General features: G+C 63.3%; 9 protein-coding genes. 8 read left to right on the forward strand and 1 reads right to left on the reverse strand.

What is annotated here, in order from left to right; translation table 11 throughout:
* Position 1 precedes the first annotated feature (1 nt).
* Together ugpC and X743_RS150680 are read left to right on the forward strand one after the other, a co-directional pair.
* The gene (gene ugpC / locus X743_RS150685) at positions 2-1,081 is read left to right on the forward strand and encodes a sn-glycerol-3-phosphate ABC transporter ATP-binding protein UgpC (RefSeq protein WP_023766669.1); all 1,080 of its coding nucleotides are present in this window, start codon (positions 2-4) and stop codon (positions 1,079-1,081) included.
* 34 nt (positions 1,082-1,115) lie between these two features.
* Positions 1,116-3,143, forward strand: coding sequence for an aldo/keto reductase (locus tag X743_RS150680; protein ID WP_023766670.1), 2,028 nt, complete (start codon positions 1,116-1,118; stop codon positions 3,141-3,143).
* 27 nt (positions 3,144-3,170) lie between these two features.
* On the opposite strand, the gene X743_RS150675 is transcribed toward X743_RS150680, so the two are convergent.
* Positions 3,171-4,046 carry an AraC family transcriptional regulator gene (locus tag X743_RS150675; protein WP_084555548.1) on the reverse strand — a complete coding sequence of 292 codons (876 nt, stop codon included), beginning with the start codon at positions 4,044-4,046 and terminating at the stop codon, positions 3,171-3,173.
* 243 nt (positions 4,047-4,289) lie between these two features.
* On the opposite strand from X743_RS150675, the gene X743_RS150670 reads away from it, so the two are divergent.
* The 6 genes from X743_RS150670 (at position 4,290) to X743_RS150645 (ending at position 13,268) form a co-directional block, all read left to right on the forward strand.
* Positions 4,290-5,756 carry an alpha-glucosidase/alpha-galactosidase gene (locus tag X743_RS150670; protein ID WP_023766672.1) on the forward strand — a complete coding sequence of 489 codons (1,467 nt, stop codon included), beginning with the start codon at positions 4,290-4,292 and terminating at the stop codon, positions 5,754-5,756.
* Positions 5,757-5,858: 102 nt separating this feature from the next.
* A complete protein-coding gene (locus X743_RS150665; RefSeq protein WP_023766673.1) occupies positions 5,859-7,940 on the forward strand; it encodes an ABC transporter substrate-binding protein in 2,082 nt (693 codons plus the stop codon).
* A 113-nt stretch (positions 7,941-8,053) separates the two neighbouring features.
* Entirely contained in the window at positions 8,054-9,061 is a 1,008-nt protein-coding gene (locus tag X743_RS150660; protein ID WP_023766674.1) for an ABC transporter permease, read from the forward strand.
* On the forward strand, positions 9,062-10,201 hold the full coding sequence (locus X743_RS150655) for an ABC transporter permease (protein WP_023766675.1): 1,140 nt from the start codon (positions 9,062-9,064) through the stop codon (positions 10,199-10,201).
* 10 nt (positions 10,202-10,211) lie between these two features.
* Positions 10,212-11,879, forward strand: a complete 1,668-nt coding sequence (locus X743_RS150650) for an ABC transporter ATP-binding protein (RefSeq protein WP_023766676.1) — start codon at positions 10,212-10,214, stop codon at positions 11,877-11,879.
* Positions 11,880-11,897: 18 nt separating this feature from the next.
* The gene (locus X743_RS150645; protein ID WP_023766677.1) at positions 11,898-13,268 is read left to right on the forward strand and encodes an alpha-glucosidase/alpha-galactosidase; all 1,371 of its coding nucleotides are present in this window, start codon (positions 11,898-11,900) and stop codon (positions 13,266-13,268) included.
* The last annotated feature ends 6 nt before the right edge of the window (positions 13,269-13,274 follow it).

Below are 13,274 nucleotides of genomic sequence, written 5' to 3' on the forward strand. Positions count from 1 at the left end.
CATGGCAACGGTCACGCTCAACAATGTCGTCAAGCGCTTCGGCACCTTCGAGGTCGTCCACGGCGCCAACATCGACATCAAGCACGGCGAGTTCGTGGTCTTCGTCGGCCCCTCCGGCTGCGGCAAGTCCACGCTGCTCAGGATGATCGCCGGGCTTGAGGACATCAGCGGCGGCGAGATCGCCATCGGCGGCAAGGTTGTCAACGACGTCGAGCCGGCCGACCGCGGCATCGCCATGGTCTTCCAGTCCTATGCGCTCTATCCGCATATGAGCGTCGAGCAGAACCTCTCGTTCGGATTGCGCATGACCGGCAATCCGAAGGCCGATACGGAGCGGCGGGTGAAGCGGGCGGCCGAAATCCTGCGCATCAGCGAACTGATGGACCGGCGCCCGAAAAAGCTCTCCGGCGGCCAGCGCCAGCGCGTCGCCATCGGCCGCGCCATCGTGCGCGAGCCGCAGGTGTTCCTGTTCGACGAGCCGCTCTCCAATCTCGACGCCGAACTGCGCGTGCAGATGCGGGTCGAGATATCGCGCCTGCACAAGGAACTCGGCGCCACCATGGTCTATGTCACGCACGACCAGACCGAGGCGATGACGCTGGCTGACAGGATCGTCGTGCTGCGCGCCGGCCATATCGAGCAGATCGGCCGGCCGCTCGAACTCTACGACGATCCCGACAATTTGTTCGTGGCGGGGTTTGTCGGCTCGCCGAAGATGAACTTCATCAAGGGCCACATCGTCGGACGCGATGCGCGCGGTGTCGTGGTCGAGTTGGCGGGCCAGGAGAAAACCCGCATCACCCAGCCGCTGACCGGCACCGCGCCGGAGGCCGGGACGAAGGTCATTGTCGGCGTGCGGCCCGAACATTTCGGCGTCGCCGGAGAAGGCGACACCGATCTCGTTGTCGCCATCGACGTGATCGAACACCTTGGCGGCACGAGCTTTCTTTATGCCCGCACGGCGCACGGCGAAGATGTGGTGATCCAGCGCGACGCGGCCAAGGTTCCCGACACGTCCGAAGTCACCGTTTCCATCCGCAAATCCTACCTGTTCGACGAAAAGGGGCTGCGGCTGCGCTGACTGGCCGCCCCTCCAGCCTTCAAGGAGAATGACAATGACTGCAACCACGCCCATTCGCTGGGGCATTCTCGGTCCGGGCGGCATCGCCCAGGCTTTCGCCGGCGGCGTGGCCGCTTCGCACACCGGAAAACTGGTCGCCATCGGCGCGCGCAATCCCGCCAAGCCGGGCCTTGCGGAGAATTTCCCTGGTGCCCGCATCCTCGACGGCTATGAGGCCTTGCTCGACGATCCGCAGGTCGATGCCGTCTACATCGCGGTACCGCATCCCGGCCATGCGCAATGGGCGATCCGGGCGGCGGAAGCGGGCAAGCATGTGCTGTGCGAAAAGCCATTGGCGCTGACCGCCTTCGAGGCCGACGCCATGATCCACGCCGCGCGCAAGGCTGGTACCTTTCTCGGCGAAGCCTTCATGTACCGGCTGCATCCGCAGACGCTGAAGCTGGTGGAACTCATCACGTCCGGCGTCATCGGCGAGATCAGGATGATCAAGTCGAGCTTCGGCTTCGCCATGCCGGGCTTCATGCCACAACACCGGCTTTATGCCAACGATCTCGCCGGCGGCGGCATCCTGGACGTCGGCGGCTATCCCGTCTCGATGGTCCGGCTGATTGCCGGGGCGGCATCGGGACAACCCTTTGCCGAGCCCGACAGGGTGGTGGGTACCGCCCATCTCGGCCAGTCCGGCGTCGATGAGTGGGCCTCGGCGCTGCTGCATTTCCCTGATGGCATCGTCGCCGAGGTCTCCTGCAGCATCTCGCTCAACCAAGACAATGTCCTGCGCATCCTCGGTACCAAGAGCCGCATCGAAGTACCGGACTTCTGGTTCGCCGGTGGCAACCGCGACGTCGGCCTCGGCCACATCGACGTGATCGGCGCCGATGGATCGCGAGAGACGATCAGCGTCGACGAAAAACGCCATGTCTATTCCTTCGAGGTCGACGGCGCCGGCGAGGCGATCCGCGCCGGGCGGCAGGAATTCGCCTGGCCGGGGATGGGCTGGGCCGACAGTCTCGGCACCTTGCGCGTGCTCGACAGATGGCGCGCCGCCGTCGGGCTGGAGTATGAGATCGAAAAGGCCCCGCTGCGCACCAGCACCATTTCCGGCCGGCCGCTGCGCCCCAGCGGCACAGCGATCGCCAAGCGCGCCATCCCAGGCCTGGCGAAACAGGCATCCATAGTGGCGCTCGGCTTCGAGGATTTCCGCACCTTCTCCTCGGGTTCGATCCTGCTCGACGCTTTCTTCGAAGCTGGCGGCAACCTCTTCGACACCGGCTATGTCTATGGCGGCGGCTACACCGAGACGCTGCTCGGCCAATGGTTGAAGAACCGTGGCGTGCGCGAGCAGTCGGTGATCATCGCCAAGGGCGCGCATTCGCCGCTCTGCTATCCCGACGTGATCGCCAAGCAGCTCGCCCAGTCGCTCGATCGGCTGCAGACCGATCATGTCGACATCTATTTCATGCACCGCGACAACCCTGACGTGCCGGTCGGCGAGTTCGTCGATGCGATGGACCGCGAGGTCAAGGCCGGCCGCATCCGCGGTCCGTTCGGCGGCTCGAACTGGACGATGCAGCGCATGGACGAGGCGATTGCCTATGCGCAGCGCACCGGCAAGCAGAAGCCGGGCGCACTCTCCAACAATTTCTCGCTGGCCGAGATGCTGGAGCCGATCTGGGCAGGATGCATCACCTCCTCCTCCGATGACTGGAAGGCCTGGCTGACATCCAGGCAGATGCCGAACTTCGCCTGGTCGAGCCAAGGGCGCGGCTTCTTCACCGACCGCGCCGGCCGCGACCTGCGCGACAATGAGGAACTGGTGCGGGTCTGGTATTCGGAGCGGAATTTTGGTCGCCGCGACCGGGCGATCGAACTTGCCGCACGACTGGGCAAGAGCCCGATCCACATCGCGCTGGCCTATGTGCTCAATCAGCCCTTCCCGTCCATTCCGTTGATCGGGCCGCGCACGCTGGGCGAGCTGGACGACAGCCTGCGCGCACTCGACATCAAGCTTTCGCCGGCCGATCTCGAATGGCTGGATAGTGGCAGGCTGCACGCCGCCTGACGCATGAAACAAGGACAAAAAGCGGCGTCAGGTCTCGTCGTCAGACACCCTGACGCCACCCCGGGGCGGGGTCCGCAAGCTTGCATACATGCCGGTGGTGCGGAATTGGCTGGGCGTGGTGCCATAAAGGCGGCGGAACACCTTCGAAAAATAGTTCGCGTCCTCGAAGCCGCACAGGATGGCGACTTCCTTCACCGGCAGGAAGTCGGCCTTGGTCAAAAGCTTCGCCGCGCGCTGCAGGCGTTGCTGCAGCACGAATTCGGCTGGCGGCAAGCCTTCGCTCTCGGCGAAGCAGCGCGAGAAATGGGCCCGGCTGAGGCCGCTGATCTGGACCAGCTCCGCCACCGGCAGCGATTTGTCGAGGTTGGCGTTGATGTGATCGATGACCGGCTGCATGGCGCTCTGTTTCTCGGCAAAGGCGTGTGAGCCGAAGACATCGTCATAGAGCGCCATCGCAGCCTCGTAGGCGATCGCCGAAGCAGCACCCGGCGAAGCGGCGCCCTTGACGAGCCGCAAGCTGCAATCGGCAAGATGATCTATCGTCGCCGGCTGCAGTCGGAACACCGGACCGGAGACGTTGAGGATCGACTTGTGGATGCGCAGCGCCTCCTCGCCGTTCATCGAGATCCAGAAATATTCCCAGCGCTCGTCCCTGGCCAGCCAGTAGCGGTGGTTGTGCGGCACCAACACCAGCAATGTATCGTTCCGCTGCAGGCGATAGTTGCGGTTCTCGTAGCGCAGCCGGCCGGTTCCGCTGATCGTGTGCTGGAGCACGGTGAATGGCGTCTGGCCGCGTTTGCGCCCATCCCAATCGTAGATTTCATCCTCGCGCACTTCATAGCCCGTGCTTGTCGGCATGGCATGCAGGCGCTGGCGGCCGCGCGGCAGCGAGATCGTGCGCATCGACTGTCCGTTGGCGATCAAATCCCGCAGCACAAAATTACCCCTGAAAGCATAATCCTTCTCTGGTCGCGCTCGCGAATAAGCGCATAATCCCGCCTCGAAGAACGCGAATGACCCGCGTCGAGGAGCGGGCGGGAGGAGAAAAGCCGGATTCCGGCCTGAATGGCAGGCGCGCCTTGGCGTGTGGCCATATCCTCCCTTATTGCTCCTTGCCTAGCATTCGATCGGATCGAGGTGAAGGTGATGAGTTTCAAAATCGCTATTATCGGCGCCGGCAGCGTCGGATTCACCAAGAAACTGTTCACCGACATTCTCTGCGTGCCCGAATTCAAGGACATCGAATTCGCGTTGACCGATCTCAGCGAGCACAATCTGCAGATGATCAAGGCGATCCTCGACAGGATCGTCGAGGCGAACGGATTGCCGACCAGGGTGACGGCAACCACCGACCGCCGTAAGGCGCTCGAAGGCGCGCGCTATATCATCAGCTGCGTTCGGGTCGGCGGCCTGGAAGCCTATGCCGACGACATCCGCATTCCCCTGAAATACGGCATCGACCAGTGTGTCGGCGACACGATCTGTGCAGGCGGCATTCTCTACGGCCAGCGCAACATTCCGGTGATCCTCGACTTCTGCAAGGATATACGCGAGGTCGCCGACACCAACGCCAAGTTCCTCAACTACGCCAACCCGATGGCCATGAACACCTGGGCGGCGATCGAATACGGCAAGGTCGACACGGTCGGGCTCTGCCACGGCGTCCAGCACGGTGCCGAGCAGATCGGCGAGGTGCTGGGTGCGAAGTCGCCTCGGGAGCTCGACTATGTCTGCTCCGGCATCAACCATCAGACCTGGTTCATCGATCTGCGCCTGAATGGCCGCAAGATCGGCAAGGATGAACTGGTTGCCGCCTTCGAGGCGCATCCGGTCTACTCGCAGCAGGAGAAGCTGCGCATCGACGTGCTGAAGCGCTTTGGCGTCTATTCGACCGAAAGCAACGGCCATCTTTCCGAATACCTGCCCTGGTATCGGAAGCGTCCGGACGAGATCATGCGCTGGATCGACATGTCGGACTGGATCCATGGCGAGACCGGCGGCTACCTCCGCTACTCGACCGAGACCCGCAACTGGTTCGAGACGGAGTATCCGCAGTTCCTTGAAGCGGCGTCGAAGCCGATCGACGTGGGCAAGCGCTCCAACGAGCATGCCAGCCACATATTGGAGGCGCTGGAGACCAACCGCGTCTATCGCGGCCACTTCAACGTCAAGAACAATGGTGTGATCACCAATTTGCCGCAGGACGCCATCATCGAATCGCCCGGCTTCGTCGACCGTTTCGGCATCAACATGGCCGCCGGCATCACGTTGCCGGAGGCCTGCGCGGCCACCTGCATGTCTTCGATCAACGTCCAGCGCATGTCGGTCCATGCCGCGATATCGGGCGATATCGATCTCCTGAAGCTCGCCGTGCTGCATGATCCGCTGGTTGGCGCGGTGTCGACCCCGGAGGAGGTCTGGCAGATGGTCGACGAAATGGTCGTCGCCCAGGCCGCCTGGTTGCCGCAATACGCGCATGCAGTTCCGGCCGCCAAGGAGCGGTTGTCGAAATCCGTGGTCAAGACCCGCGAATGGGCCGGTGCTGCGCGGCGCAACGTGCGCTCGATCGAGGAGTTGCGCGCCGAAAAGGCCGCGCTGAAGCAGACCGGCTGAACCCGGGAGCGGCCGCGGATCCACGGGAGGCAGGTCCGCCGGAGTCAGCCGCCAAGGCAGAAGACCAGCAGCAGAAAAAGTCTGAACACGAGGGAGGAGATAATGAGGAACCTACGCAACATTGGCATTGTCGCTGGACTGGCGCTGAGCGTCTCCGTTCCGGCGCTCAACGCCTTCGCTTCCGAACCGACGGTCCCGCCGACGCCGGCGACGTTTCCGGCCGAAGGCAAGATCAAGTATGTGGCGCGCGAATCCATCCTGGAGTTCAAGGCGCTGCCGGAATATCACGAGCCGGGTTGGGTGACGGAAAAATACGTCAAGGCCGGCAAGCTGCCGCCGGTGAAAGACAGGCTGCCGAAGGAGCCGCTGGTCTTCAAGACGGCCAACATGCCCGATGGCGTCGGCGTCTATGGCGATACGATGCGCCATGTGATCGGTGGGCGGCCGGAGGGCTGGAACTATGGCGCCGGCCAGACGCAAGGCTGGGGCGGCATCGACATCGGCCTCTCCGAGTGCCTGACGCGCACCGCGCCGCTGTTCCAGGTTGAGGCCAAGGATACCGAACCGCTGCCGAACCTGGCCAAAAGCTGGGAGTGGTCGAAGGACGGCCATAAGCTGACCATGCATCTGGTCGAGGGCGCCAAATGGTCCGATGGCGTTGCCTTCAACGCCGACGACGTCATGTTCTACTGGGACGACGAGGTCATCGACCCGAACGTCTCTCCGTTGAATGGTGCGACACAGGAAACCTTCGGCGTCGGCACGACGCTGAAAAAGATCGACGATCATACCGTTGAGTGGACCTTCAAGGACGCCTTCCCGAAACAGTACCTCTACGCCATGGCCTACGGCACTTTCTGCCCCGGTCCCGCGCACATATTGAAGCCGCAGCATCCCAAATATTCGAAGAACACCTACGACCAGTTCAAGAACGCCTTCCCGCCGGAATATATGAACATGCCGGTGATGGGCGCCTGGGTGCCGGTCGAATATCGGCCGGACGACATCATCGTCATGCGCCGCAACCCCTACTATTGGAAGGTCGACGAAAAGGGCAACCAGCTGCCCTACCTCGACGAACTGCAGTACAAGCTGTCGACCTGGGCCGACCGCGACGTCCAGGCGGTGGCTGGCTCTGGCGACTTTTCAAACCTCGAGCAGCCGGAAAACTTCGTCGCCTCGCTGAAGCGCGCTGCGGAGTCGAACGCGCCGGCACGTCTGGCCTTCGGCCCGCGGCTCATCGGCTACAATCTGCGCCTGAACTTTTCCGCCAATGGCTGGGGCAACCCGGACGAGCGCGGCCAGGCCATCCGCGAGCTGAACCGCAACGAGGATTTCCGCAAGGCCGTCACCATGGCGCTCGACCGCAAGGCGCTTGGCGACTCCCTGGTCAAAGGGCCGTTCACCGCTATCTATCCCGGCGGCTTCTCGTCTGGCACCAGCTTCTATGACCGCAAGTCGACCGTCTATTATCCCTTCGACCTTGAGGGCGCCAAGGCCGAACTCGCCAAGGCCGGCCTCAAGGACACGGATGGCGACGGTTTCGTGAACTTCCCGGCCGGCACCGCCGGCGGCAAGAACGTCGAAATCGTGATGCTGGTCAACAACGATTACGGCACCGACAAGAGCCTCGCCGAAGGCGTCGTCGCCCAGATGGAGAAGCTCGGGCTTCGGGTTGTGCTGAACGGCCTCAACGGCACCCAGCGCGACGCCTCGCAATATTCCGGCCGCTTCGACTGGCTGATCCGGCGTAACGACCAGGAACTGACCTCGGTCGTGCAGAACACCGAACAGCTCGCGCCGGTCGGTCCCAAGACCAGCTGGGATCACCGCGCGCCGGAAAGCGGCCAGGTCGACCTGATGCCTTTCGAAAAGGACCTCGTCGACATCGTCAACAAGTTCGTCTCCTCGTCGGACAATGACGAGCGCGCCAGCCTGATGAAGGAGTTCCAGAAGATATCGACGGAACACGTCTACAATATCGGCCTGACGGAGTACCCCGGGGCGCTGATCGTCAACAAGCGCTTCTCCAACATCCCGCAGGGTACACCGATCTTCATGTTCAACTGGGCCGAGGATTCGATCGTCCGTGAACGTGTCTTCGTCACCGCCGACAAGCAGGCGAAATACGAACTCTTCCCTGAGGAGCTCCCCGGCAAGCCCGGCGACAAGGGCCCGATGTAGGTTCACCTCCCCTGACTGAGAGAGACCCGGCCGCGCTGATGGCGCGGCCGGGAAAAACCAACCTCCGAACGCCCCAAGCGGCGCGTCCGGCAAGATGAGGAAGCGGACCGTCCATGCTGCGATTCTTGGCTATGCGCATAGCGTCGGCAATACCGGTCCTCGCCATCTTGAGTCTCGTCACCTTTGCCATCATCCAGGCGCCGCCGGGCGATTATGCCGACTACATCCGCTCGCAGCTGATCAACCAGGGTGGCGCCTCCTTCGCCCAAGCCGACGCTCAGGCCAACGCATATCGTATCGAACATGGCCTCGATAAGCCGTTGCCCGTCCAGTATCTCAACTGGATCGGCGGCATCGTCACCCGCGGCGATTTCGGCTACAGCCTCTACTACAACAAGCCGGTTGCCGACGTCGTCGGCGAGCGGCTGCCGCGCACTCTCATCCTGGCGCTGGTCTGCCATCTCCTCGCTTCGGTGCTGGGCATCACCTTCGGCATATGGGCGGCGACCCGGCAATACACCTGGATCGACTCGACGCTGTCGGCCATCTCCTTCCTCGGCATGACGGTGCCGCGCTTCCTGATGGCGCTGATCATCGTCTATCTGCTGGTCTTCCAGTTCAACGTGTCGGAGATTGGCTCGTTCTTCTCGCCGCAATATGGCGGCGCGCCGTGGTCGTGGGGCAAGTTCGCCGACCTCGTCAAGCATGTCTGGCCCGTGGTGGCGATCGCCACCTTCGGTGGCCTCGCCTACAACATGCGCGTCATGCGCGGCAATCTGCTGGATACGCTGAACGCCCAATATGTCGAGACGGCGAGAGCCAAGGGCCTGACCGGCAGCGCCGTCGTCATGCGCCATGCCGTACCCAATGCGCTGCATCCGCTCGTCATGTATCAAGGCGTGGTGCTGCCCTACATGCTCACCGGCGAGATCGAGACGGCGATCATCTTCGCGCTGCCGACCGTCGGCCCGGCGATCGTCGGCTCGATGGCGGTCGGCGACGTCTACGTCACCGCCACCTTCATGATGGTGCTGTCGGCGACGCTGATCCTCGGCAACATCATCGCCGACATGCTGCTCGTCCTGCTCGATCCGCGCGTGCGCCAGTTCGGGGAGGGCTAGATGCTGGCGCGCGATCCGTCACCCCCACCGCTGCCGGCCGAAGCGCCCATCGTAGCCATACCGGCGCGCGGCAACGAGAGCTACATGGCGCTTGTCTGGCGCCGGCTGAAGCGCTCCTGGACCGGCATGGCCGGGCTTTGGCTCGTCGTGCTGCTGCTGGTGATGGCGGTGTTCGCCGAGTTCCTGGCGCCGATGGATCCGAAGGCGACCGATGTCGGCTTCGCGCCGCCGCAAGTGCCTTCCTTCCACGACAAGGACGGCAATGTCGTCATGCGGCCGAGGGTCTATGCGCTGGCCGATTCGGCGGATCTCGATCCGGTCACCTTCCAGCCCATCGTCGGCCCCGACTACGACCACCCGAGGCTGCTCGGCTTCTTCGTCGAGGGCGCGCCCTACAGGCTCTTCGGGCTCATTCCGGCCAACCGGCATTTCTTCGCCTCGATGGACGGCCTGCCGGTGCATTTTCTCGGCACCGACAAGTTCGGTCGCGATGTGCTGTCGCGCGCCATCCACGGCTCGCGCGTCTCGCTGATGATCGCGCTGACGGTGGTCTTCATCATCACCGTCATCGGCACCACGGTCGGCATGGTCTCCGGCTATTTCGGCGGCCGGTTCGATGTCTGGATGCAGCGCTTCGTGGAACTGGTGCTCGCCTTTCCGCAACTGCCGCTCTATCTGGCGCTGACGACGCTGATCCCGGTCACCGCACCCACCAATGTCTTCCTCGCCTTCGTCATCATCGTCATGTCGGCATTGGGCTGGGCGCAGATGTCGCGCGAGGTGCGCGGCAAGACGCTGGCGCTGGTGCGGATCGAATATGTGCGCGCCGCCATGGCGGTTGGCGCCACCGACCGGCGCATCATCATGCAGCACATCTTCCCCAATGTGATGAGCCACGTGATCGTCGCCGTTACGCTGGCGATCCCGACGGTGGTACTCTTGGAATCCTTCCTCGGCTTCCTCGGCTTCGCGGTCAAGCCACCGCTGATCTCCTGGGGCCTGATGCTGCAGGATACCGCGACCTATTCCGTCATAGGCACCTATCCCTGGATCCTGTCGCCGGTCGGTTTCGTGCTCGTCACCGTCTTTGCCTTCAACGCGCTGGGCGATGGCCTCCGCGACGCCGTCGACCCCTATTGAGGTGGCAGGAATGACCGTCGCGCTCGCCGAATCCTTCGCACCTGCCGTCCGCCACGACCATGACGGGCGCCAGGGCGAGCCCATCATCGATGCCCGCAACATCGAGGTCGCCTTCAAGGTCGAGCACGGTGTCGTCGAGGCGGTCAAGGACGTCTCGTTCCAGCTCTATCGCGGCGAGACGATCGCCATCGTCGGCGAATCCGGTTCCGGCAAATCGGTGACGGCGCGCACCGTCATGGGATTGCTGTCGCGTCGGGCCACCGTGTCGCCAAGATCGAGCGTCTGTTACGACGGCCAGAACATCCTGAAATTCGCCGAGCGAGACCGGCGCAAGCTGCGCGGCAACCGCATCTCGATGATCTTCCAGGAGCCGATGAGTTCGCTCAATCCCATCTACACGGTCGGCAGCCAGATCGTCGAGGCGATCAGGGTGCACCGCAAGGTGGGCCGCAGGCAAGCCTGGGCGCGGGCGCTCGAGCTGCTGCGGCATGTGCAGATCCCCGATCCGGAAGCGCGGCTCAAGCAATACCCGCACCAGCTCTCCGGCGGGCAGCGGCAGCGTGTGATGATCGCCATGGCGCTCGCCAACAATCCAGACGTGCTGGTCGCCGATGAGCCCACCACAGCGCTCGACGTCACCGTCCAGGCGCAGATCCTCAACCTGATCCGCAATCTGCAGAAAGAGCTGCGCATGGCGGTGATCCTGATCACCCATGACCTCACCGTGGTGCGCAAATTTTCCGACTACGTCTATGTCATGCAGCACGGCGAAATGTGCGAGCACAATGTCACGGAACGGCTGTTCGCCGATCCGCAGCATCCCTACACCAAGCGGCTGCTGGCTTCCGAGCCGCGCGGACGGCCGCAACCGCTGCCGGAGGGCAGTGGCACCATCCTCGAGGCAAGCGGCGTGCGCGTCTGCTTCATGCTGCGCCACGGCACCTTCCTGAAACCGGACTGGCGCGAACTGGTCGCCGTCGACGATCTCGGCCTCAAACTTTGCCGCCACGAGACATTGGGGCTGGTCGGCGAATCCGGTTCCGGCAAGACCACCTTCGGCCAGGCCTTGCTGAGATTGATCGACGCCAAGCGCGGCGAAATCCGTTTCGACGGCCAGCCGATCCAGGGCCTGTCCCGCAACGAGATGCGGCCGCTGCGTTCACGCATGCAGATCGTCTTCCAGGATCCCTTTTCCTCGCTCAATCCGCGCATGACGATCGGCCAGATCATCGAGGAAGGGCTGATCGTCAACAGCATCGGCGCGACGCGGCGCGAGCGGGTCGAGCGGGTGCGCGAGGCACTGGTCAGCGCCGGCATGCCCGGCGATATCCTGTCGCGCTTTCCCCACGAATTCTCCGGCGGCCAGCGCCAGCGTATCGCCATTGCCCGTGCCATCGCGCTCGAACCCGAATTCATTTTGCTCGACGAGCCGACCTCGGCGCTCGACCTCTCCGTCCAGGCCCAGATCATCGACCTCTTGCGCAAGCTGCAGGACGAGCGCGGCCTGAGCTACCTCTTCATTTCGCACGACCTGAAGGTGGTGCGGGCGCTCTGCCACCGCGTCATCGTCATGCAGCACGGCAAGATCGTCGAGCAGGGACCTGTCGACGAGGTCCTCTCCAATCCCAAGACCGCCTACACCGAACGGCTCGTCAGGGCCGCTTTCGACGTGGCCTGAACATAGCCGGAGGTTAGCGTGGCAGAAAATCCCAGGATCACATTCATCGGCGCCGGCTCGACGGTGTTCATGAAGAACATCGTCGGCGACGTGCTGCAGCGCCCGTCGCTGTCGGGCGCGACGATCGCTCTGATGGACATCAATCCGCAGCGGCTGGAGGAGAGCGCCGTCGTCGTCAACAAGCTGATCGCGACGCTCGGCGTCAAGGCGAAGGCCGAGACCTACTCCGACCAGCGCAAGGCACTCGCCGGCGCCGACTTCGTCGTCGTCGCCTTTCAGATCGGCGGCTACGAGCCCTGCACCGTCACCGACTTCGAAGTGCCGAAGAAATACGGCCTGCGCCAGACGATCGCCGACACGCTCGGCGTCGGCGGCATCATGCGCGGCCTGCGGACCGTTCCGCATCTGTGGAAGATCTGCGAGGACATGCTCGCCGTCTGCCCCGAAGCGATCATGCTGCAATACGTCAACCCGATGGCGATCAACACCTGGGCAATATCGGAGAAATACCCTGATATCAAACAGGTCGGCCTCTGCCATTCGGTGCAGGGCACGGCGATGGAATTGGCACACGATCTCGACCTTCCCTACGAGGAAATCCGCTATCGCTCGGCCGGCATCAACCACATGGCCTTCTACCTGAAGTTCGAGCATCGGCAGGCGGACGGCTCCTATCGCAACCTCTATCCCGATCTCGTTCGCGCCTATCGCGAGGGCCGCGCGCCCAAGCCCGGCTGGAACCCGCGCTGTCCCAACAAGGTGCGCTACGAGATGCTGACCAGGCTGGGTTTCTTCGTCACCGAGAGTTCGGAGCATGTCGCTGAATACACGCCCTATTTCATAAAGGACGGTCGCCCCGATTTGATCGAGAAATACGGCATTCCGCTCGATGAATACCCCAAGCGCTGCATCGAACAGATTGAGCACTGGAAGGACCAGGCGCAGGCCTATCGCTCGGCCGACCGTATCGAGGTGGAGCCGTCCCGGGAATACGCCTCCTCGATCATGAATTCGGTCTGGACCGGCGAACCCTCGGTGATCTACGGCAATGTCCGCAACAATGGCTGCATCACCTCGCTGCCCCGCGATTGCGCCGCCGAAGTACCGTGCCTTGTCGATGCCTCCGGCATCCAGCCGACCTACATCGGCGACCTGCCGCCGCAACTGACGGCACTGATCCGCACAAACATCAACGTCCAGGAACTGACGGTGCGGGCGCTGATGAGCGAGAACCGCGAGCATATTTATCATGCAGCGATGATGGACCCGCACACATCGGCCGAACTCGATCTCGACCAGATCTGGTCATTGGTCGATGATCTCCTGGCCGCTCACGGCGACTGGCTGCCGGCCTGGGCGCGCGTGAAGCGCAAGACGGAAGCGGCCTGATCAGAG

Origin of the sequence: Mesorhizobium sp. LNHC232B00 (assembly GCF_000502435.1) — a bacterium.
GTDB classification, from domain to species: Bacteria; Pseudomonadota; Alphaproteobacteria; order Rhizobiales; family Rhizobiaceae; genus Mesorhizobium; species Mesorhizobium opportunistum.